We start from the raw sequence: 21,815 nt of genomic DNA, 5'->3' as shown, positions 1-21,815 counted from the left end.
AGTTCTCCTTTCGGGATGACCCCTTCCGTCTGCCGCGCCGAACGCCGCCAGTCGATTACGCGCAAGGTAATGGAAAAGCAGAAAGCCGGGGTATAGCTCTCGCGGCAAAGGAGACGATGATGCAACCCGCACCGCTCGGCACCCAACTCCGCGAATGGCGCAGCCGCCGCCGGATGAGCCAGATGGACCTGGCGCTCGACACCGAGATGTCGACCCGGCATTTGAGCTTCATCGAAACGGGGCGATCGAAACCGAGCGCGCAGATGTTGCAGCGGATCGCCGATCGTCTGGAAGTCCCGCATCGTGCCCGCAACGCGCTGTTGCTCGCCGCGGGTTATGCCCCAGACTATCAGGAACGCCCGCTCGACAGTCCCGAAATGGCGGGGGTGCGCGCGATCGTCGAGCATGTGCTGAAAGGTCACGAGCCCTATCCGGCGCTCGCGGTCGATCGCCACTGGAACCTGGTCGCCGCGAACGGCGCGATCGCGATCCTCACCGCGCAGGTCGCGCCCGCGCTGCTGGCCCCGCCGGTCAATGTGCTGCGCATCGCGCTGCATCCCGAGGGGCTGGCACCGCAGATCGTCAACTATGGCGAATGGCGCGCGCATATATTGGAGCGGATCGACGTCCAGATTGCGACGAGCGCCGATACCGGATTGATCGCGCTGCGCGACGAGCTGGCGGGTTATGCGGTACAGAGCGACGATCATAGCGCCGAGCATCGCGACAGCCATGCCAGCAGCATCGCGGTCCCGCTGATCCTCGACACCGATGCCGGGCGCATATCGTTCGTGTCGACGGTGACGATTTTCGGGACGCCGGTGGATATCACGCTGTCGGAACTGGCGATCGAGGCGTTTTTTCCAGCGGATGCAGAGAGTGCAGCGTTGTTGGCGAGGTTGGCAAATAGAACGCCCTCCCCTTCAGGGGAGGGCAGCGAGACTTACGAACTTGTTCGTTAGTCGCAGCGGGTGGGGGCCAGCAGCCTTGCGCTGCGCCGCCGACCCCCACCCCGTTCGACTAAAGGCCCGGCTAGGCCGGGCCAAGTCTCACTGCCCCTCCCCTGAAGGGGAGGGGTGCGAATGTTAGCGCCGCCGCCCCTTGTGCTTGATGTTTGCCGGCCGCCCGCGCTTGCCGACCATATGCTTGCCCGCCTTGTCTTTCCCGGTCGCCTTCCCCTTCACCCCGTCGCGGCGCGGCGGGCGATTGCGGAAGCCGCCTTCGGGTGCATCGGGCAGCTCGAAACGCAGTGCGCCACTCACCGGGTTCGCGTCCATCAGCCGCAGGTCCAGCCGCTGACCGACGGTATAGCTGACGCGGCCATGCTCGCTGTCTAGGCTCCGCGCCGCTTCGTCGTAAAAGAAGCGTTCGCTGCCCAGCGTCGATACCGGCACCAGCCCATCGCCGCCGAGCCCGTCGACCGTCGCGAAAAAGCCGAAGGGCTGCACCCCGGTGATCCGCGCCGCGACGATTTCACCGGTCTTGCCCGCCAGATAGGCCGCGACATAGCGATCGACCGTCTCGCGCTCGGCCTCCATCGCGCGGCGTTCCAATGCGCTGATCGCCTCGCCGATGCGCGACAGCCCCTTGGCATCGGCCTCCCCCAGCCCGGTGCGCGCGGGCAGGTTCCTGGGTTTGCCCGGGACTTCGAGCTTGTAACTATCGACCAGCGCGCGGTGGACGATCAGGTCGGCGTAACGGCGGATCGGCGAGGTGAAATGGGCGTAAGAGCCGAGCGCGAGGCCGAAATGGCCCGCATTGGCGGGGCCGTAATAGGCCTGCGTCTGGCTGCGCAGGATCGCCTGCATGATCTCGGGCAGCCGGTCGTCCTCCGAAAAGCCGTCGATCAGCCGGTTGAACACCGCAGGCGTGATCACCTGCCCCAGCGCGAAGCTTTGTTCAAAGGTTTCGAGATAATCCTTGAGGCTGACCAGCTTCTCGCGGCTCGGCGGCTCGTGGATGCGGTACATGACCGGCGATTTCTTCGCCTCGAGCGCTTTTGCCGCCGCGACATTCGCCGCGATCATATAATCCTCGATCAGCCGCATCGAATCGAGCCGGTCGCGCACGCGGATTTCGGCGATGCCGCCCGCCTCGTCGAGGATCACCTGACGTTCGGGCAGATCGAGGTCGAGCGGCGCGCGGGCCGCGCGCGCTTTCGCGAGCAAAGCCCAGCAAGCCCACAGGTTCCGCAGCGTCGGGAGCACATCGGCGTCCCAATCGTCCCGCGGCGTATCGGCATCATAGGCCGCTTGTGCGTGTTCATAGGCGATGTTTGCGCGCAGCCGCACGAGCGCGCGGTTAAAGCGCCATGACGTCACCTTGCCATGCTTGTCGATAACCAGGTGGCACGCCATCGCGGCGCGGTCTTCGCGCGCTTTCAGCGAACAAACCCCCGCCGACAGCGTTTCGGGGAGCATCGGCACGACGCGGTCGGGGAAATAGACGCTGTTGCCGCGCCGCCGTGCCTCGCGGTCGAGGTCGCCGTCGGGGCGGACATAAAAACTGACGTCGGCGATCGCGACGATCGCCCTATAGCCGCCCTTGTTGCCCGGATCCTCGTCGGCGATCGCCCAGACGGCGTCGTCATGGTCGCGCGCGTCGATGGGGTCGATCGCGACGATCGGCAGGTCGCGCAAATCCTCGCGCCCGTCGGGGGTAAGCGGCAGCCTGGCCGCGCGTTCGGCCTCAGCAATCGTTTCGCCGTCAAAAACATGCGGGATCTCGTGCCGCGCGATCGCGATCATGCTCAGCGACTTCGGCGCAAAGGGGTCGCCGATCCGGTCGATGACCTTCGCCTTGATCGCCGCGCCGCGTCCGGTCAGTTCGGCGCGCACGAGGTCGCCGATGTCGGCATCGCCCTTGTCCGCAACCGCGAAGTCGAACCGCGCGCGCTTGTCGGCGGGACGCAGCCAGATCATCGGCTTGCCGCCCGGACCAACGTCCTCGACCAGCACGCCGATCACCGTCTCGGCGCTCGCCGCGAGCCGCTTCATCGGATGGGCGACGTGGCCGTTGCCGCGCTCCTCGGTGCGCGCAAGGATGCGGTCGCCGACGCCGAGCGCGCCTTTTCGCCCCTGCTCCATCACGCGTAGCCGCGGCGGCGGCGCGGTTCCTTCCCAGCGGTCGGGAACCGCCCAGAGGTTGCTGCCCTCGATCGCGACGACGCGCAGCACCGTCACCCGCGGTAGGCCGCCATGCTTATGGAACGCCCGGCCCGGCGCCATGTCGACCAGCCCCTCGTCGGTCATGTCCTTGAGCAGCGCCTTCAATGCGATCTTGTCGTTGCCGTGCAGCGCAAAATGCTTCGCGATCTCACGCTTGCCGACCGCATCCTTACTCGCTTCGATAAAGCGAAGGATCTGCTCGCGCGTCGGGAGTCCGGGCTGTGGCTTGGGCTTTTTCATCCGACGTCGCGCAGTTTGTTCGCACGAAGACACGAAGACACGAAGAGCGTCGGGTCATTCAGCAGGCGCCGGACGCCTTCTTTAAATGTCAGGGTACCGAAGTTCATGACAAATCCGTGGGTCAAACCCATTAATCTCAAATAAGTAATAACTTGCTTCGCATGAACCGGGGCGGTTGTCTCGCTCGACTTGAGCTCTATCAAGACCCTATCATCGACCAGCAAATCGATCCGAAAGGCGTTGGGAATGGCAATGCCGTCGTAGGTCAAGTCGATCGGCACCTGCCGATCGACTTTTAATCCCAAAGCACACAGTTTGGCCGCCAACATCGCTTCGTAGGCCGACTCCAGTAAGCCGGGGCCAATATCCTGATGAAGTTTGAAGCCGCAATCGACGACGATAGTGCAGAGCTGTTCGATATCCATGCCCTGCCCCCTTCGTGTCTTTGTGTCTTTGTGCGAACCAAATCTCGCAACGCCTAAATTAGTAGGTGCGCCCGATCAGCACCCGCTCGACCGCCGGTTCGCCGGTGAAGAAGCAGGCACCGTCGGCGGGCGCGGCGTCCATCGGCGTGTTGCGCATCGTCAGCTTCAGCGACTTGAGCTGCTCGACGATCTTGTCGAGCGCCGCGCCAGTCGGGCGCGACCATTGGACTTCGGCCCAGCCGACGAACTTGTCCTCGCCCTTGAAATGCGCGGCGAGGTCGGTGACGTCGCGGCGGATATTAGCGTCGAGGCGCTGTTTCGCCTCGGCGTGGAGGCTCGTCTGGATGTCGGCGAGCGTTGCGACCGCGTCGGCGACGAAATCGCCCTTCGCGATGAAGGCCGAATTGAGCTTCCCGTCATCCTTGTACAGCCGGTCGCGGCGGATGACCGCGACATTGCCGCCCGCAACGTCGCGCGGGCCGACCTCGACGATGATCGGCGCGCCCTTCTTGACCCAGCCCCAGCGCTTGGTCTGCGCCTTGTTCGCGCCGGTATCGAGCAGCACCCGCACCGGTTCGCGGAATGCGTCGAGCGCTTTCAGCTGCGCCTCGAGGTCACGGCAATAATCGAGGATCGCGGCATCCTCATCGTTGTCGCGCAGCATCGGCACGATCACGATCTGGTGCGGCGCGATGCGCGGCGGACAGCGGAGGCCATCATCGTCGCCGTGCGTCATGATGACGCCGCCGATCATGCGCGTCGACACGCCCCAGCTCGTCGTGTGGCACAGCGAATGGCCGCCGTCCTTGTCCTGATACCGAATGCCCGCGGCCTCGGCGAAGCCGGTGCCGAGATAATGCGAGGTGCCAGCCTGCAAGGCCTTGCCGTCCTGCATCATCGCCTCGATCGAATAGGTCGCGACCGCGCCCGGGAAGCGCTCGTTTTCGGGCTTTTCGCCCGCGACGACCGGCATCGCCAGCACATCCTCGGCAAAGGCGCGGTACATTTCGAGCGCGCGCAAGGTTTCGGCCATCGCGTCGTTGCGGTCGGCGTGCGCGGTATGCCCTTCCTGCCACAGGAATTCGCTGGTGCGCAGGAACATGCGGGTACGCATTTCCCAGCGCACGACATTGGCCCATTGATTGACCTTCAGCGGCAGGTCGCGCCAGCTCTGCACCCAGCGGCTCATCGCGGCGCCGATCACCGTCTCCGACGTCGGGCGGACGATCAGCGGTTCTTCGAGCTTGGCCTCGGGGTCGGGGACCAGCTTGCCCTTGCCGTCACCGATCAGGCGGTGATGGGTGACGACCGCCATTTCCTTTGCGAAACCATCGACATGATCGGCTTCCTTCTCAAAGAAGCTCAAGGGAATGAACAAGGGGAAATAGCAGTTCTGCACCCCGGCATCCTTGATCGCCGCGTCCATCACCGTCTGGATGCGTTCCCAGATGCCATAACCCCACGGCTTGATCACCATGCAGCCGCGCACGCCCGATTCCTCGGCAAGATCGGCTTCGGCAATGACGTCCTGATACCAGGCCGCAAAGTCGGCCTGCCGGGTTACGCTGAGCGCATGTTTGACCATGAAATATCCGATTTTTCTGTCGTTGAGGGCGCCGCGGCACCCATCTGTCACTTCTTCGCGAGTTCGGCCTTCAGCGCCGCCACTTCGGCCTTCAGCGCCGCGATTTCGGCGTCCTTGGCCTTCGCGCCGCCTGCGCCCGGGATAAATGCCCCGGCGGCCTGCTGGAACATTTCCATGTTGCGCCGCGTCAGCTCGGCCAGCGGGTTCGAACCCAGCGCGCCTTCGAACGCCGCACGGACATCCTGCTGGTTCTTCCGGAAGGCCGTCATCGATGCTTCCAGATATTGCGGCACCATCGACTGCATCTTGTCGCCATACATGCCGATCAGGTGGCGCAGGAAATTGACCGGCAACAGCGTTTCGCCGCGCGTTTCCTCGTCCATGATGATCTGGGTCAGCACATTATGCGTGATGTCCTCGCCGCTCTTGGCATCGACGACGCGGAATTCGCGCCCGTCGCGGACCATCGCCCCCAAATCTTCGAGCGTGATGTAACAGCTGCGTTCCGTGTCATAGAGCCGCCGGTTGGCATATTTCTTGATCGTGACGACGCCATCGTCCGCCGCCGTCTTGGACTTCGCCATCTTGACCCGCGCTCCTTGTTGCTCCGCATTCTGGCGACCACGCCGCGCGGGATATTTGATCGATCGGCGCAATAGCACCAAATTATGATGCATCGCAACATGCGCGACCTATAGGCCAGCCAACCGCGCAGCAGTCGATTCGCCTCCCGCGACTTGCGGAGGCTTCGTGATGGTGAATTGCAGCTTCGGAAAACCATCAAGCGCCCCGGAGCCGCTTGCCGCCGCAATGAAGACGGATCGCGCATCGAACGCAATTTAGTTTCTCATGAAATCAAAATGCTGGTATAAACGGCGCGAAAAGTCTTGCCGCGCAAAACTTCATTACGACCCCTTCAACCGGGCGCATCCATTCGCTTCCGCAAGGCCCACCCGGCTACCTGTTGCGAAAATGGCACAGCCCTCGACCGAGTTGAACCGGTGCCACAAAAATCACATCAAAATTTCATCAAAGGCTTGTGCCGCTCGGCTTTTTTGTCTTTCTAGGGCGCAACCCGTTCACTCTCATCTTTTGAACGGCAACCGGGGAATAACATTATGAAGAAGACTAGCCTGCTAGTGCGGGGCTCGGCCCTCACTCTCGCTTTGTTCAGCGCCATGCCCGCAATGGCGCAGGATCCGATCGCGCCTGCCGATGACGCCGCCAGCGCCGATGAAGGCACCATCGTCGTCACCGGGTCGCGCATCCGCCGTCCGAACCTCGAATCGACCGTGCCGATCACGTCGATCACCGGCGAGAGCTTTTTCCAGCAGTCCGACACCAATATCGGCGACTCGCTTAACGACCTGCCCCAACTGCGCAGCACCTTCGCGCAGCAGAACCCGGGTCTTGGCATTGGTATCGCGGGTCTGAACCTGCTCGATCTTCGCGGCCTGGGTACCTCGCGTACGCTGGTGCTGGTCAACGGCCGTCGCCACGTCCCTGCCGACATCCTGGCCAATGCCGTGTCGCCCGACATCAACACCATCCCGAACGACCTGATCGAACGCGTCGACATCGTCACGGGCAGCCAGTCGGCGACCTATGGCTCCGACGCCATCGCAGGCGTCGTCAACTTCGTGCTGCGCCGCAATTATGAGGGCATTCAGCTGCGTGCCCAGGCCGGTGTGGCCGACGGCGGTTACGGCGGTAACCAGTTCGTGTCGGGCATGGTCGGCAAGAATTTCGCCAATGATCGCGGCAACATCACGCTGCATGGCGAATATGCGCGCCAATCGCGCGTCTTCGCTTCGGACATCGGCCACCTGCGTCGTCAGGACGGCCTGCTCGTCGTCGACGTCGATACCGCTGGCTTGCCCAACGGCAGCGACGGCTTCCCTGACCGCGCTTTCTTCCGCGACATCCGCTCGGCCAGCATTCATCGCAACGGCCTGGTGCCGATCACACAGTCGGGCAGCAATCCGCTGTGCGGCACGGGCATCGGTTCGACCAACGGCGCGCCTGGTGCCGGTTCGGGTTCGACCGTCGGCACCCCGTACAACTGTACCTTCATCTTCACCGACGCTGGCGCCCTGACGGCTCAGACCGGCACGCGCCTGGGTCAGGGGATCATCGGCGGTATCGTTGGCGGCAACGGCCAGACTGGCCGCGAAGGCAGACTGCTCTCGGTATTCCCGTTCACCGAACGCTACAACTTCAACATGCTGGCGCATTTTGAAGTCAGCGAAGGTTTCGAACCGTTCATCGAAGCGAAGTGGAACCGCGTCAACGCGCTCGGCAACAACGCGGGCCCGTCGTTCATCCAAGGCACGTTCGGCCAGTTCGACTTGCGCGAACGCACCCGTTTGGACAACCCGTTCCTGGTTCTGAACGACCCGACGGCGCGCACCCGGCTTGCCAATGCGATCATCGCTTCGGGTTGTAACACCAGCCTGACCGCGGCCTGTAACGTGACCGGCGTCGCATCGTCGTTTACCCGCTCGACGCGCACGGACGGCAACGGTTCACAGGGCATCGGCGGCCCGCTGAACGCAGCAGATATTGCGGCAATCAACGCGGGAACCTATCGCTTCGTGACCTCGCGCAGCCTGCTTGATGTCGGTATCCGCGATGAAAAGTTCCAGCGTGACACCTATCGCGTCGTGGTCGGTGCCCGTGGCTCGTTCAACGAAGACTGGAACTACGAAATTGCCGCCAACTACGGCAAGTTCGAACAGGATGTGACGACGTTCGGCTACATCGACCGTCAGAAGTTCGTGCTCGCGCTTGACGCTGGCGTCAATCCGCTGACCGGCCAGATCCAGTGCCGTTCGCAGTTTGACCCCGCAGCTCGGGTCGCCTTCGCTGGCGGCGCGGCGCGGCTTGCGAACGACATCGCGGCGTGCGTCCCCTACAATCCGTTTGGCGGCACCGACAACACGGCGTCGGTCAACTACTTCAGCTACAATGCACGCACCAAGGCGAGCCTTGAGCAGCTGAATTTCTCGGGCTTCGTCAGCGGCGACCTCAGCGGCCTGTTCGAACTGCCGGGTGGCCCGGTCAGCTTCGCCTTGGGCGCTGAATACCGCCGTGAGCGTGCGCGTTACCAGGACGACGACTATGTCGAAACCGGGGCCACCAACGCGGTTGTGATCGGCGAATTCGACCCGCCGACGTTCGAAGTGAAGGAAGCCTTTGCCGAACTTCGTATCCCGCTGCTCAAGGACATGCCGTTCGCGCATGAACTCAGCGTGTCGGGCGCCGGGCGCGTTTCTGACTATAAGGGTGCGGCGGGCACCGTGTGGACGTATAATGTCGGTGCGGACTATGCGCCGATCGACGACATCCGCTTCCGCATTGGCTATGGTAAGGCAGTTCGTGCGCCGAACGTCTCGGAAACCGGCTTCCCGCCCGTTCCGAACTTCGCGCCGGGTTTCGCCGACCCGTGTTCGTCGGGTAACATCGCGAACAACCCCAACCGGCTTGCGAACTGCACCGCCGACCTGGGTCCGTTGCTCTCGGGTCTGCCGAACGTCGCTTACTCGCTGCCGATCGTCAGCGGCAGCAACGATCAGTTGGTCCCCGAAGTCTCGAAGTCGCTGACCATCGGCGGCGTGTTGCAGCCGAGCTTCATGCCCGGCTTCTCGCTGAGCGTCGATTACTACGACATCAAGGTGAGCAACGTGATCGTGTCGCTGACCGGTCAGGCGATCGCCAACGGCTGTTACGACCAGGCCTCGCTGGATAATATCCTGTGCCAGGCGTTCACCCGCTGGCGCGGTCCGGGCAACAGCCCGGGTGGCTTCGTCCCTGGCCAGATCCTGGAAAACTCGCTGCTGTCGTCGCCGCTGAACTTCGCGAAGCGTATTCGCCGCGGCATCGACTTCAACGCGTCGTACAACACGACGCTGGGCAGCGATGTAAAGCTCGCCACGAGCCTGATCTATGTTCATGGCCTCCAGTCAAGCAACTTCGAGAACCCGTCGTTGCCGGACTTCGAAAACCGCCTGCTCAGCGAGCTCGGCGATCCGAAGGACGAACTGCGTCTCGATGCCGACGTGTCGTACAAGAACTTCACGCTCGGCTACCGCCTGCGTTACATCGGTCCGATGTACGTGAACGCTTATGAGGACTTCAACGAGCTGCCCTCGGCCTGCACCGCAGCCGGTTGCCCGCCCGTGAACCTCGACTATGCGGACGTCGAGAAATTCTCGAGCGTCTTCTATCACGACCTGCGTTTCACGTTCGACATCGACAGCTCGGGTAGCTTCGGCAAGAGCTTCCAGTTCTATGCTGGTGTCGATAACCTGTTCAACAAGAAGCCGCCGTTGGGCAGCACCGCAACGGGTGCCGGCAGCGCGATCTATGACATTCGCGGTCGCAGCTTCTACGCTGGCGCACGCGCCCGCTTCTAATCGCAACGCGATCGGAATAGATTGGGGGTCGGGACATTGTTCCGGCCCCTTTTCTTTGGCCCAAAGGACTGATTTTGCAGTTGAGCAATCACGATGCCGAACGCCTCGCGAAAGAAGGCGTCGATGCACTCCAGCGTGGGCAGTCGGCCATCGCCCGCGCGCGTTTCGAAACAATCACGCAGAGCGGCCGCGCCAATGCGCAGATTTGGCTGCTCCTCGCGGTCGCCTGCCGGTCGGATGGCGATCGCGTTGCCGAAGAAGCCGCGCTCGACCAATTGCTCGCCCTCGAACCGCAAGCGGTCCGTGGGCACATCATGAAGGGTGACTGCCGCTCCCATGCGGGCGATGATCGCAATGCGTTGCAACGCTATGAAATCGCCCTTCTTGTGGCCCAGCGTCAGGACCTGCCGCCCGACCTGCACAGCGAAGTGCAGCGCGCGGAAACATGGGTCGCGACGTTCAAAGCGCGCATTGTCGAGCAGCGCGAAAACAAACTCATCGATGCCGGCCTGCCCCCCGATGCGCGCAGCCCCCGCTTCCAGCGGTCGCTCGACATTCTCGCGGGCCGCAAGCGCATCTTTGTGCAGGAACCCACGGGCTATTACGTCCCCGAGCTGCCGCAGATCCAGTTTTACGACCCTGCCGCGTTCGCCTGGGCTCCGGCGCTAGAGGCTGCGAACGGCGCCATCCGCGACGAGCTTGTGGCGCTGCTCGCGGCGGGGGGCGACGGATTCCGGCCCTATATGACGTCGCACGTCGATCGGGCGCGCGCCGACGCCAATCCATTGCTCGACAATAGCGACTGGAGCACCTTGTTCTTTGCCGAAAATGGTGCGCTGTCGGACGATGTCATCGCCCGCTGCCCCAAGACCTGGGAGGCAGTGAATGCCGTTCCGCTGCCCTGGATCGCCAGCTCGCCGACGGTGATGTTTTCCTTGCTCCGCCCCGGCGCGCGGATTGCCCCGCACAACGGGATGCACAACGCCCGGCTGATCTGCCACCTGCCGCTTATCGTGCCCCCGAATTGCGGCTTCCGCGTCGGTAATGACGTGCGGCAGTGGGAAGAAGGCAAGCTGCTGATCTTTGACGACACGATCGAGCATGAAGCGTGGAACAACAGCCACGAGGATCGCGTCGTGCTGATCTTCGACATCTGGCGCCCCGAACTTAGCGACCGAGAGCGTCAGGAAATTGCGACCTTCTTTGCCAATCCAGCGCTGGATTGAAGCGCGTGCAGCCGTCGAACATCGTCGAACGCGCCAATGCGTTGCTGGATGCCGGGCGCGCGCAGGCAGCGGTCGACCTCCTCATCGACGCGGCGAAACGCGGGCATGGCGACGCGCTTTACGAGCTCGCGCTGTGGCACGTCTATGGCACCCCGGTGCCGCGCAGCTTTGCCGCAGCGCGGGCGCTGTTCGAAAAGGCCGGCGCGGCGGGGCATCGCGGCGGGGCGCTGACCCATGCGGTGTTTGTCGCCATCGGCGCGGGCGGCCCAGCGGACTGGGGCGCGGCGCTGAACCTGCTCGACAAGGCGGCCAAGCATGATGCCGACGCGGCGCGCCAGCGCGAGCTGCTCGCGGCGATGGCGCTGACCCCGACGGGCGATCCGGCCTCGGCATCGCCGATCGAAACGCTGGCGACGTCGCCGACGCTCGGTGTCGTGCGCGGCCTGCTCACGCCCGACGAATGCGCGCACATCATGGCGCTATCCGGGCCCAGGCTGGTGCCGTCGATCGTCGTTGATTCGACCACGGGCCGTGAAATTCCGCACCCGATCCGGACCTCCGAGGGCACGGTGCTGGGCCCCATCCAGCAGGATCTGGTCATCCACGCGATCGACCGGCGGATTGCAGCGGCGACACGCACGCGCACCGAGCAGGGCGAACCGCTCACCGTGCTGCGCTATGCGCCCGGTCAGCAATATCGGCTGCATCATGATTGCCTGCCCGGCGAAAGCAATCAGCGCATGATGACGGCAATCGCCTATCTCAACGACGATTATGACGGCGGTGAGACGCAGTTTCCGTCGGTCGGCGTCGAGTTTCGCGGACAAACCGGCGACATGATCCTGTTCGCCAACACGCTCGCCGACGGCCAAGTCGACGAGCGCAGCCGCCATGCCGGGCTACCCGTTACTCGCGGCGAAAAATGGATCAGTACCCGCTGGATCCGCATCCACGACTTCGACCCTTGGGGGATGCGTCCGGTTTAGCCCCAGACGCGCTCGAACCGGCGGCCGAGCCCGGTGAGCAACTCATATTGCGACAGCCCGATCTGCGCCGACACGGCGGGCAGGTCGTAGGCGAGGCTCAGCCATTCGCCCTCACCCAGTCCCGCCGTATCGCTGGCATCGAACGCGGTGAGGTCCATCGACACACGGCCGACCAGCGGCAGTGCCCGCCCCTGCCACGTCGCGCGCCCGCTGCCCGCATGACAGCGAAGATAGCCGTCGGCATAGCCGAGGTTGACCACCGCGATGCGGCTGTCGCGCGCCGCCGTCCACGAAGCGCCATAGCCGACCGTCTCGCCCGCGGGGACCGGACGCACTTGCAGCACGCGCGCTTCTGGAAACGCCACCTGACCGATATGGCCCGCCGCCTCGCCGCGCGGGATGCCCCCATAAAGCGCGATCCCCGGACGCGTCAGGTCGAACGCATATTCGGCGCCCAGGCAAATCCCGGCGCTGTTCGCGAGGCTGTATCGCCGCGCCGCGATCCGCTCGCGCAGCGCCCGAAACGCGGCGAGCTGCCGCGCATTCTGCGCGCTGTCCTCGTCCGCCGACGCCAGATGACTCATCAGCGTGTCGATCGCCAGTCCATCGAGCGCACCGCCCAGCGCTTCCTCGACGCGCAGGCCGAGCCGGTTCATGCCGGTGTCGACCATGACGTCGCACGGTCGCGCTTCACCGGCATCGCGCCAGCGTCGCACCTGTTCGACGCTGTTCAGCACCGGACGCGCCGGGAGCAAACGCGCGGCGACCATGTCGCTCGCTCCAACCCCATGCAGGACCGACAGCGACACGCCCGCGGACAGCGGCATCAGCGCCGCCGCTTCGGACCAAGTGGCAACGAAAAAATCGCGGCACCCCACGGCGGCAAGATGCTGCATCACGGCGCGCGCACCAAGGCCGTAGCCATCAGCCTTGAGCGCCGCACCGCACGCGGCGGCGCCGCCGCTTTGCGCCGCCAGCCAGCGCCAGTTGGCAACCAGCGCGTCGCGGTCGAGACACAGGCGGAGGGGCGAAGGCACGGCGATCATCGGCGTGCCCTATACGGGTTGGCGGGCTGCGCCAATGGGTTCGATCAGGCCTCCGCCGCCCCGGATGGCTGTTTGTCCCACTGGCCCTCCACCGGGTCCTTCAGCATGAAAGCGGTGACCAGAAACGCCACCAGCACGACGACCCAGGTGTACCACAGCCCCGAATAGGCATTGCCGGTCTTGGCGATGATGAAACTGGCGATCAGCGGCAGGAAGCCTCCGAAATAGCCGGTCCCGATATGATAGGGAATCGACAGCGACGAATAGCGGACGTGCGGCGGGAACATCTCCGATAGCAGCGCCGCGACCGGGCCATAGGTAAAGCCCGACAAGGCACTGAGCCCGAGCAGCGCGAGAAAGATGATCGCGATGCCGCCCCAGCCCGGCACCTGCTTGGCGAAATCATAGCCGCTCGCTTCCAGCGCGGGTTTCAGCAGCGCGGGATCCTCGCTCGCCACCTCGCGCTCACCGATACGGATGGTGACGCTGTCGAACTTGCTGTCGGTCGCCACGACGCTGTAGGGTACGCCAAGCTTGGTGAGTTCACCCAGCGTCTTGCCGCACGCGGTTTCCTGTACCTGCGCAAACGGATCAAAGCTGCACTGCGATCCCGTCACGGTGACCGGCGCCCGCTCGGCCGCCGCCGATAAAGCGGGGTTGCCAACGCTGCCCATCCACCAGAACAGCGGGAACAACAGGACCAGCGTCACGCCATAACCCCACACGATCGGCTTTTTGCGCCCGATGCGGTCCGACAAATGCCCCGCCCAGATGAAAAAGCCCATGCCGACCGCCGCCGCGACGCCGACGATGATCTCGGCGGCGGTATCTTCGACCTTCATCGGTCCTTTCAGGAACGACAGGCCCGAAAACATCGCGGTGTACCAGATCACCGTCAGACCCGCCGCGATCCCGAACAGGGCGATGAAGATGCGGCGCGGGTTGCCGGGATAGGTGAAGCTTTCCTTCAGCGGATTCTTCGCCAGCTCGCCCTGCGCCTTCATCGCCTTGAACACCGGGCTTTCGGACAGTTTCAGGCGCATCCACAGCGAGATCGCGAGCAGGATCAGCGACAGCAGGAACGGCACCCGCCAGCCCCAGCTTTCCCAGACCGCATCGGGCATCAACGCCTTGCATCCCAGCACCACGACCAGGCTGAGCACAAATCCGCCGACGACGCTGGCCTGGATGAAACTGGTGTAGAAGCCGCGCTTTCCGGGCGGCGAATGTTCGGCGACATAGACCGCCGCACCGCCATATTCGCCGCCGAGCGCCAGCCCTTGCAACACGCGGAGCAGGATGACGATGATCGGCGCGGCGATCCCGATCGTCGCCGCCGACGGGATCATGCCGACACCCGCGGTCGCCACGCCCATCAGCGTCACGGTGACCAGGAATGTATATTTACGCCCCAGCCGATCGCCGAGGAAACCGAACAGCACCGCGCCGAGCGGACGAAAGCCGAAGCCGACCGCAAAGCCCGCCCAAACGAGCAGCGTTTCCAGCGTCGCATTGTCGCTCGGGAAAAATGCCTTGCCGATGATCGCGGCGAGCGTGCCGTAGATGAAGAAATCATACCATTCGAACACGGTGCCTGCCGACGAGGCGGCGATGACCATGCGGATTTCTTTCTGCGTCGGTTCGTAAACGGCGCCCGCGGCACTGGCTTCGGTCATATATCTCTGGCTCCCCCACCCCGTCGGGCTTGTCACTTTTCCGTTCGCATCGAGCGAAGTCGAGATGCCTCGCGCGCATCGCCGAAGCGGCGTGTCTCGACTTCGCTCGACACGAACGGTTACGCTACGTCTAATTGCACCGCCGCGTGGCGCAAGCCTTCTTGGCGTGGGCCATTGTTCGTGTCAGACTGCGATCATGCAGTTCATCGACCTGTCCATCCCGATCACCAACGACGTCGTTTCGGACCCGCCGGTGATGCGCCCCAACATCACCTATATGACCCATGAAAATACATGGGAGCAGATCGCGATGTTCTTTCCGGGACTGACCCGCGAAGACCTGCCTGACGGCGAAGGCTGGGCGGTCGAAATGCTGTCGCTTAGCACGCACAACGGCACGCATATGGACGCGCCCTGGCATTATCACTCGACCACCGACAGCGGCGCGACGCCCGCGCCGTCGATCGACGAAGCCCCGCTCGACCTGTTCTTTCGTCCCGGGGTCAAACTCGACTTTTCCGACCGCCCGCACGGCCATGTCGTGAGCGCCGCCGAGGTAGAGACCGAACTGGCGCGGATCGGCCACGACCTCCAGCCGCTCGACATCGTGCTTGTCCAGTCGGGTGCCATCTATGGCACCGACAATTTCACCGATCAGGGCTGCGGCATGGGTGCCGAGGCGACGCTGTACCTGACGGAGCGCGGCGTGCAGGTCGTCGGCACCGACGCATGGAGCTGGGACGCGCCGTTCAGCCATACCGCTAAGCGCTGGGCCGAAACGCGCGACCCGTCGATCATCTGGGAAGGGCATAAGGCGGGGCGTATCCGGCCCTATTACCAGATCGAAAAGCTGACGAACCTGTCGACGATCCCCGCAACCGGGTTCACTTTCAGCTGCTTCCCGGTGAAGATCGAGCGCGCGAGCGCGGGGTGGATCCGCGCGGTGGCGCTGGTCGAGGATTGAGGTTTGGACATGGTGCGCCGCATCTCGGAGCTGCGGCTAACGACCGATTGCGGACGTTAGGATCCTCCCCGGGACGGGGAGGGGGACCGCCGCCGCAGGCGGTGGTGGAGGGGGCTATCGGCCTGACGCGCCGCGAAAGGACGCGAACCCCCTCCGTCAGCCCTACGGGCTGCCACCTCCCCACAAGTGGGGAGGATCGGATATGTCAGCTCCCCATCCCAAAACCGCCGTTACGCTCAGCTACAAATTCACCGTCACGAGCATCCACAACGTCCACCCACCGAGCGCCAGCAAGGTGATCCACGTCGCGGCAACCCCGATCTGGCGCGTAACCGGCGGCTTGCCGGGTTCGACCGGCGCATGCAGCCCGGCGATATGTGCGACGCGGCCAATCAGGAACAGCGCGCCGATGATCATCAGCGCCATATGATTGGCGCGCGCGGTCTCTAGCAGGCCCAGCAGGATGACGACGATCGGCGCATGTTCGGCAAGATTGCCGTGGCTGCGGCTCGCCGCGATCAGTTTCGCGTCGCCCTGATCGCCGAACGCGGCTTTCAGGCGCAGCCGCCGGCGCACCGTCAGCATCGCGGTGAACAGCAGCAGCAGCGCGCAGACGGCGCCGACGAAAGCGGTAACCGGTAATGTCATGATCGTATCTCCCCCGAATGCCGGTGCAACCTAGCCGGTCACCGGCGACTTGGCACGACCAATCGCGCGGCGCGCGCTATTCCTTCTGCAAATTGGCGTCGAGAAAGGCGACGATCCGCGCCGCGACGGGCGCGCGGCTGACCTTGTCGCCCAGCCCGACTGCCCCCATCGGGTAGAAGTGCCCGAAACCCGGCACCCACACGGTTTCGCTCGCGATGCCCTTGTTGCCGAGCGCCGCGGCGGTATGGCGCGTGCCATTGAGCACCCCCACATAATCATTCTGACCAAGGATCAAGAGCGCGGGCGGCATGCCGTTCGTCGCCGTTTCATAGAGGTTATAGCCGCTGATCCCGCCCGACAGCGACACCACGGCCTTTGCCGGAACTCCCAGACCATAAGCCGTGTTGAGCGCGGTGATCGCCCCCGCCGAAAAGCCGCCGATTGCGAGCCGATCGCCGTCGACCCCGAATTCCCCTGCCCGCGTGCGGACAAAATCGACCGCCATCGCCATGTCGTCGGCGGCGCCAAAGGTCGCATGCCAATAATGCGTCAGCGTCGTCTCGTCGAACGGCGGCAGCTTCATCTGGTGGCGCACTTCGGCGATCCGCTCGAGCTTTTCGGGCGACAGGTTGACCGTGCGCGGCACGATGCGCTTTTCGTCGAGCGGGCGGACGAGCCCCGGCTGCTCCTGCACGAAGCGATATTCGATCGAGAAACAGGCGTAGCCCGCGCGCGCAAAGCTGCGGCAATAATCCGCCATTGAGCTGTCCTGCGCGCCCTCGACGGTGAAGTTGAAATCGCCCTTGTCGCCGCGATGAAAGGCGCCGCCGAACGCCATGACGACCGCGGGGCGGCCCGTCAGCGGTTTGCCGTCGGCGGCGACCGGGCGATAGACGTCGAGCAGCAGATCGCGCGCCTTGGCGCCGTCGACCGATACGCCGACCGGCGCGCGGCCATAAACGACGTCGCGCGTCTCGATCACGCCATAGCTGCGCTTCCCGGCTTCATTCGCGCTACTGGTTGCCCCCGTCGCCAACGCCAAACCCATCGCCGCCACGACCATAGCTGCACGCCGGACCATCGGCCCCTCTCCCATTGATTGTTGCTTTGCCGACGCCACCTAATCGCGCCGCCGACGGAACGCTGCGATCGAAATGAGCTAGTGCGCCGCGGGGATCAGAATAGCCGCGAGCCGTTGGGGACCGGCACATCGGGCGCGAACAGGATCACCGCGCCATTTTCATCGGCGAACCCCAAGGTCAGCACTTCGGACATGAATTTGCCGATCTGGCGCGGCGGGAAGTTGACCACCGCGGCGACCTGCCGACCGACCAGGTCGTCCAGCGCATAGCGATCGACGATCTGCGCGCTGCTTTTCTTCACCCCGATCGCCGCACCGAAATCGATCTTCAGCTTGAACGCCGGTTTGCGCGCTTCGGGAAAGGGCTCGGCCGCGACGATCGTGCCGATGCGGATGTCGACGCGGAGGAAGTCGTCGAAGGTGATTTCGGACGCCGCACCGGCGTCGGTGTCGTGATTGACGTGCATTGGAACAAACTCCGTTCGCCCTGAGCTTGTCGAAGGGCCATTCTTCTCTTCAACCGCCGTAGAAGGAAGGACGGTGCTTCGACAAGCTCAGCACGAACGGGTGTGAGCTTATTCCATCTCCAAAATCACCGCATCGACCGCCAGGCTGTCGCCCTGCGCCGCGTTGACGCTCTTCACGACCCCCGATTTTTCGGCGCGCAGGATATTTTCCATCTTCATCGCCTCGACCGTCGCTAGCGGCTGGCCCGCCTCGACGGCGTCGCCTTCGCCGACATGCAGCGCGACGAGCAGGCCCGGCATGGGGCAGATCAGGAACTTCGAAAGGTCGGGCGGGATCTTCTCGATCATGTGGCTCGCGAGCGGCGCGACATGCCAGGGCAGCACGCGCACATCGTGGATCGCCCCGCGCGTCGTCATGCGCCAACCGGTGCGCGTCTTGGCGACTTTCACCGCCAGCTCGCTGTCGTCGATCTCCGCCACCACCAGCCGGTCGCCCGGCGTATATTCAAGCGCGATGTCGACCTTGTCGCCATCGACCTTGATATGCTTATGGCCGAGCTTCACCTTGTGGCTCGTGCCGCCGATCGTCACCTGCCACTTCGCGGGCGGGTCAAGCCGGTCGCCGAGCTGGCCGTCGGTGCGCCGCGCGCGGTCGGCTTCGGCGGACGCCATGAAGCCCGCGATCGCGGCAAGCGCGCGCGTCACATTCTCGTCGGTCGGCGCGCCGTGGAAGCCTTCCGGATATTCTTCGGCGATGAAGCCCGTCGTCAGCTCGCCCGAGCGGAAGCGCGGGTGCTGCATGATCGCCGACAGGAAGTCGATATTGTGGCCGAGCCCTTCGAGTTCGAAGCGGTCGAGCGCCGCGACCTGCAAATCCGCCGCCTCGTCGCGCGTCTTGCCCCAGGTGATCAGCTTCGCGATCATCGGGTCGTAAAAGATCGACACCTCGCCGCCGTCATAGACCCCGTCGTCGACGCGCACGCCATCGACGCCGCGGCGGCCGTTTGCCGCGCCATCGTCGGTCCAGCCCGCCACCGGTGGCTGGTAGCGGGTGAGGCGCCCCGTCGAGGGCAGGAAGCCGCGATACGGATCCTCGGCATAGACGCGGTTCTCGATCGACCAGCCGTCGATCTTCACGTCGTCCTGAGTCATTTCGAGCTTCTCGCCCGCCGCGACGCGGATCATCTGCTCGACCAGGTCGATGCCGGTGATCGCCTCGGTCACCGGATGCTCGACCTGAAGCCGCGTGTTCATTTCGAGGAAGTAGAAGCTCTCGCCCGTCGGATCGGCGCCCGACACGATCAGTTCGACCGTCCCCGCGCTATAGTAACCGACCGCCTTCGCCAGCGCGACGCACTGCTCGCCCATCGCCTTGCGCATCTTTTCGGTCACGAACGGCGACGGCGCTTCCTCGACGACCTTCTGGTGACGGCGCTGGATGCTGCACTCGCGCTCGTTGAGGTACAGTGTGTTGCCATGCTGGTCGCCGAGGATCTGGATCTCGATATGCCGCGGGTTGAGGATGAACTTCTCGATAAACACGCGGTCGTCGCCAAAGCTGTTCAACCCCTCGCGCTTCACGCTCTCGAAGCCTTCGCGGACGTCCTTTTCGTCATAGGCGAGGCGCATGCCCTTGCCGCCGCCCCCCGCCGACGCCTTCATCATCACCGGATAGCCGATCTCGTTGCTGATCTCGACCGCATGCTCGGTGTCGCGGATCTCACCGACGAAGCCGGGGACGACGTTGACGCCCGCTTCCTTCGCGAGCTTCTTCGACTCGATCTTGTCGCCCATCGCGGCGATCGCGTTCACCGGCGGGCCGATGAAGGCGATATTTTCCTTGGCCAGCGCCTCGGCAAAGCTGGTGCGTTCCGACAGGAAACCATAGCCCGGATGCACCGCCTCGGCGCCCGTCGCCTTGCACGCGGCGATGATCTTGTCGGCAATCAGATAGGATTCGGACGCGGGCGACGGCCCGATATGCACGGCTTCATCCGCCATCTGCACGAAAGGCGCACGCGCGTCGGCGTCCGAATACACCGCGACGGTCGCGATGCCCATGCGCCGCGCGGTCTTGATGACGCGGCAGGCGATTTCACCGCGATTGGCGATCAGGATTTTCTTGAACATTACGAATAAACTCCAGCCAGCCCAGTGGCATTGATCTGATCTAAAAGATTCGGCCAATCATGTTTTAACTCCTGGGAGGTTGCCGGAACTTGCCTGATTTGCCCGGATAACAACTGAAGAAAAGAACGTACCGAATTCACGTTGTGAAACAGATTCTCACCTTGCAGAACAACTTCATTTTCCATTGCAATACGATCTTCAGCATATTTCGAGAGATAAACGTCACCCCTAGACTTTTCCTTTTCTAATGACTTGTCCATCATGCGCCACGTCATTGCAGGGGCATTTTTCCATTCGAAGAATTTTTCAGCAAGTTTTGGCCAGTAGAAAGTATATTCAACACACGCCAGCTGACGATTGTATCGCATTACGTAAATTTCGACGCCAATCGCAACTTCTCCAAGAGATTTTCGGAATTTTTGGCGCTTGAATGGAATTTCGACGCGCTTTGCGGAAGCCACTAGCCATTTTGAAATTTCTTGTTGGATGTTCTCTGAAGGCACAGACTGGTCACTCCCCAGCCGACAGTCCGTTGGTCCACGCCAGAATTTGCGGACCTGCGGACCATTTCATCACGTTACTCAGGGTCCCGTAAGCGTGCTGAGAGCACCTGTCGTGATAGATATTGTGAACCCGCTGTACTTTACCGTTGTTCACTGTGCCGCCTCCATAATATTGTTTGCCCGCATCGGCTCCGCGCTCTCCATCGGCCGCAGCCCCAGCTTCGCGAACAGCGCCGCGTCGGCATTGTCGCCCGCATTTGCCGTCGTCAGCAGCTTGTCGCCGGTAAAGATGCTGTTCGCGCCCGCCATGAAGCAGAGCGCCTGCGTCGCTTCCGACATGCTCTCGCGCCCCGCCGACAGGCGGACCATCGATTTCGGCATGGTGATGCGCGCCACCGCGATCGTGCGGACGAATTCGATGTCGTCGATCTTTGCGAGCGGCGAGTCCGCCAGCATGTCGCCGAGCACCGTGCCCTTTACCGGCACCAGCGCGTTGACCGGCACGCTTTCGGGATGGCGTTCGAGCGTCGCGAGCGCGTGGATGAAGCCGACGCGATCCTGCCGGGTCTCGCCCAGCCCGACGATCCCGCCCGAGCAGACGTTGATCCCCGCGTTGCGCACTTCCTCCAGCGTGTCGAGCCGGTCCTGAAAAGTGCGGGTCGAGATGATATTCGCGTAATTCTCGGGGCTCGTGTCGATGTTGTGGTTGTAATAGTCGAGCCCCGCGACCGCCAGCGTCTGCGCCTGCTCCTTGCTGAGCATCCCCAGCGTCATGCAGGTTTCCATGCCCATCGCGCGCACGCCCTCGACCATCTCGACGATCGCGGGCATGTCGCGGTCCTTGGGGTTGCGCCACGCGGCGCCCATGCAGAAACGCTTTGACCCCGAATCCTTCGCCTGCGCCGCAGCCTGCAGCACCGCGCGCACGTCCATCAGCTTGGTCGCCTTCAATCCGCTGTCGGCGCTTTTCGACTGCGAGCAATATCCGCAATCCTCGACACAGCCGCCGGTCTTGATGCTGAGCAGCGTGCACAGCTGCACTTGCCCACGCGCATGATGGCGGCGATGGACGCCCTGCGCCTCCCACATCAGTTCGTCGAACGGCAGGTCGAAGAGTTGGGCGATTTCCTCGCGGGTCCAGTCACGGCGCACATCCCCCTCCCCGTTCGCATCGAGCGAAGTCGAGATGCCCGTCGGGCGCGGCGTGCGGTCGAAGGGTGTCTCGACTTCGCTCGACACGAACGGGATAGAAAGGT

General features: G+C 63.7%; 17 protein-coding genes. 5 read left to right on the top strand and 12 right to left on the bottom strand.

The window, feature by feature from the left end:
* Nucleotides 1–116 precede the first annotated feature (116 nt).
* On the top strand, nucleotides 117–962 hold the full coding sequence (locus G9408_RS03555) for a helix-turn-helix domain-containing protein (RefSeq protein ID WP_235957449.1): 846 nt from the start codon (nucleotides 117–119) through the stop codon (nucleotides 960–962).
* Between the two features lie 123 nt (nucleotides 963–1,085).
* Here G9408_RS03555 and G9408_RS03550 read toward each other — a convergent pair whose 3' ends face one another.
* Genes G9408_RS03550 through phaR form a run of 4 tightly spaced genes read right to left on the bottom strand, consistent with a single transcriptional unit; the run spans nucleotide 1,086 to nucleotide 6,001 of the window.
* Entirely contained in the window at nucleotides 1,086–3,407 is a 2,322-nt protein-coding gene (locus tag G9408_RS03550; protein WP_168452712.1) for a ribonuclease R family protein, read from the bottom strand.
* A complete protein-coding gene (locus G9408_RS03545) occupies nucleotides 3,404–3,832 on the bottom strand; it encodes a GxxExxY protein (protein ID WP_168452711.1) in 429 nt (142 codons plus the stop codon). Before G9408_RS03545 ends, G9408_RS03550 begins: the two co-directional genes overlap by 4 nt.
* A gap of 58 nt (nucleotides 3,833–3,890) precedes the next feature.
* A complete protein-coding gene (gene proS / locus G9408_RS03540) occupies nucleotides 3,891–5,417 on the bottom strand; it encodes a proline--tRNA ligase (RefSeq protein WP_168452710.1) in 1,527 nt (508 codons plus the stop codon).
* Nucleotides 5,418–5,464: 47 nt separating this feature from the next.
* A complete protein-coding gene (gene phaR, locus G9408_RS03535) occupies nucleotides 5,465–6,001 on the bottom strand; it encodes a polyhydroxyalkanoate synthesis repressor PhaR (RefSeq protein ID WP_168452709.1) in 537 nt (178 codons plus the stop codon).
* A gap of 534 nt (nucleotides 6,002–6,535) precedes the next feature.
* Here phaR and G9408_RS03530 point away from each other — a divergent pair.
* The 3 genes from G9408_RS03530 to G9408_RS16695 all read left to right on the top strand — a co-directional run bounded on the left by G9408_RS03530 (nucleotide 6,536) and on the right by G9408_RS16695 (nucleotide 12,044).
* Nucleotides 6,536–9,832 (top strand): TonB-dependent receptor domain-containing protein, encoded by a 3,297-nt coding sequence (locus G9408_RS03530; protein ID WP_168452708.1) that lies wholly within the window; start codon nucleotides 6,536–6,538, stop codon nucleotides 9,830–9,832.
* A gap of 80 nt (nucleotides 9,833–9,912) precedes the next feature.
* Complete coding sequence (locus G9408_RS03525) at nucleotides 9,913–11,058, top strand: aspartyl/asparaginyl beta-hydroxylase domain-containing protein (RefSeq protein ID WP_168452707.1); 1,146 nt, start codon at nucleotides 9,913–9,915, stop codon at nucleotides 11,056–11,058.
* A 5-nt stretch (nucleotides 11,059–11,063) separates the two neighbouring features.
* Nucleotides 11,064–12,044: a 2OG-Fe(II) oxygenase gene (locus G9408_RS16695; protein WP_168452706.1), complete on the top strand. Its 981-nt coding sequence runs from the start codon at nucleotides 11,064–11,066 to the stop codon at nucleotides 12,042–12,044.
* Here G9408_RS16695 and alr read toward each other — a convergent pair.
* Nucleotides 12,041–13,090 (bottom strand): alanine racemase, encoded by a 1,050-nt coding sequence (gene alr / locus G9408_RS03515; RefSeq protein WP_168452705.1) that lies wholly within the window; start codon nucleotides 13,088–13,090, stop codon nucleotides 12,041–12,043. The two genes, G9408_RS16695 and alr, sit on opposite strands and share 4 nt — an antisense overlap.
* A 44-nt stretch (nucleotides 13,091–13,134) precedes the next feature.
* Complete coding sequence (locus G9408_RS03510; RefSeq protein ID WP_168452704.1) at nucleotides 13,135–14,766, bottom strand: MFS transporter; 1,632 nt, start codon at nucleotides 14,764–14,766, stop codon at nucleotides 13,135–13,137.
* Nucleotides 14,767–14,962: 196 nt separating this feature from the next.
* Between G9408_RS03510 and G9408_RS03505 the strand changes: the two genes are divergently transcribed.
* Nucleotides 14,963–15,730, top strand: a complete 768-nt coding sequence (locus G9408_RS03505) for a cyclase family protein (RefSeq protein ID WP_168452703.1) — start codon at nucleotides 14,963–14,965, stop codon at nucleotides 15,728–15,730.
* Nucleotides 15,731–15,970: 240 nt separating this feature from the next.
* Here G9408_RS03505 and G9408_RS03500 read toward each other — a convergent pair whose 3' ends face one another.
* From G9408_RS03500 to bioB, 6 genes are all read right to left on the bottom strand, one after another.
* Entirely contained in the window at nucleotides 15,971–16,378 is a 408-nt protein-coding gene (locus tag G9408_RS03500; RefSeq protein WP_168452702.1) for an MAPEG family protein, read from the bottom strand.
* Nucleotides 16,379–16,454: 76 nt separating this feature from the next.
* Nucleotides 16,455–17,459, bottom strand: coding sequence for an alpha/beta hydrolase (locus tag G9408_RS03495; protein WP_168452701.1), 1,005 nt, complete (start codon nucleotides 17,457–17,459; stop codon nucleotides 16,455–16,457).
* A gap of 95 nt (nucleotides 17,460–17,554) precedes the next feature.
* On the bottom strand, nucleotides 17,555–17,926 hold the full coding sequence (locus G9408_RS03490; RefSeq protein ID WP_168452700.1) for a tRNA-binding protein: 372 nt from the start codon (nucleotides 17,924–17,926) through the stop codon (nucleotides 17,555–17,557).
* A 108-nt stretch (nucleotides 17,927–18,034) separates the two neighbouring features.
* Nucleotides 18,035–20,056, bottom strand: coding sequence for an acetyl-CoA carboxylase biotin carboxylase subunit (locus tag G9408_RS03485; RefSeq protein WP_168452699.1), 2,022 nt, complete (start codon nucleotides 20,054–20,056; stop codon nucleotides 18,035–18,037).
* Entirely contained in the window at nucleotides 20,056–20,559 is a 504-nt protein-coding gene (locus tag G9408_RS03480) for a hypothetical protein (RefSeq protein WP_168452698.1), read from the bottom strand. The genes G9408_RS03485 and G9408_RS03480 overlap by 1 nt, the downstream gene beginning before the upstream one ends.
* 150 nt (nucleotides 20,560–20,709) lie before the next feature.
* Entirely contained in the window at nucleotides 20,710–21,711 is a 1,002-nt protein-coding gene (bioB, locus tag G9408_RS03475) for a biotin synthase BioB (protein WP_328804413.1), read from the bottom strand.
* Between the last annotated feature and the right edge of the window lie 104 nt (nucleotides 21,712–21,815).

The sequence above is a fragment of the Sphingopyxis microcysteis genome, from assembly GCF_012274265.1.
GTDB lineage: Bacteria > Pseudomonadota > Alphaproteobacteria > Sphingomonadales > Sphingomonadaceae > Sphingopyxis > Sphingopyxis microcysteis.
The sequence above is the reverse complement of the archived record's forward strand: the minus strand, read 5'-3'. Positions and strand labels throughout refer to the sequence as shown.

Bases quoted from the DNA above. Each gene is read 5' to 3' on its own strand.
- G9408_RS03485 (WP_168452699.1), bottom strand. From the start codon at position 20,056: ATGTTCAAGAAAATCCTGATCGCCAATCGCGGTGAAATCGCCTGCCGC.
- G9408_RS03550 (WP_168452712.1), bottom strand. From the start codon at position 3,407: ATGAAAAAGCCCAAGCCACAGCCCGGACTCCCGACGCGCGAGCAGATC.
- G9408_RS03530 (WP_168452708.1), top strand. From the start codon at position 6,536: ATGAAGAAGACTAGCCTGCTAGTGCGGGGCTCGGCCCTCACTCTCGCT.
- proS (WP_168452710.1), bottom strand. From the start codon at position 5,417: ATGGTCAAACATGCGCTCAGCGTAACCCGGCAGGCCGACTTTGCGGCC.
- G9408_RS03510 (WP_168452704.1), bottom strand. From the start codon at position 14,766: ATGACCGAAGCCAGTGCCGCGGGCGCCGTTTACGAACCGACGCAGAAA.
- G9408_RS03500 (WP_168452702.1), bottom strand. From the start codon at position 16,378: ATGACATTACCGGTTACCGCTTTCGTCGGCGCCGTCTGCGCGCTGCTG.
- alr (WP_168452705.1), bottom strand. From the start codon at position 13,090: ATGATCGCCGTGCCTTCGCCCCTCCGCCTGTGTCTCGACCGCGACGCG.
- G9408_RS03490 (WP_168452700.1), bottom strand. From the start codon at position 17,926: ATGCACGTCAATCACGACACCGACGCCGGTGCGGCGTCCGAAATCACC.
- G9408_RS03495 (WP_168452701.1), bottom strand. From the start codon at position 17,459: ATGGTCCGGCGTGCAGCTATGGTCGTGGCGGCGATGGGTTTGGCGTTG.
- phaR (WP_168452709.1), bottom strand. From the start codon at position 6,001: ATGGCGAAGTCCAAGACGGCGGCGGACGATGGCGTCGTCACGATCAAG.
- G9408_RS03555 (WP_235957449.1), top strand. From the start codon at position 117: ATGATGCAACCCGCACCGCTCGGCACCCAACTCCGCGAATGGCGCAGC.
- G9408_RS03505 (WP_168452703.1), top strand. From the start codon at position 14,963: ATGCAGTTCATCGACCTGTCCATCCCGATCACCAACGACGTCGTTTCG.
- G9408_RS03545 (WP_168452711.1), bottom strand. From the start codon at position 3,832: ATGGATATCGAACAGCTCTGCACTATCGTCGTCGATTGCGGCTTCAAA.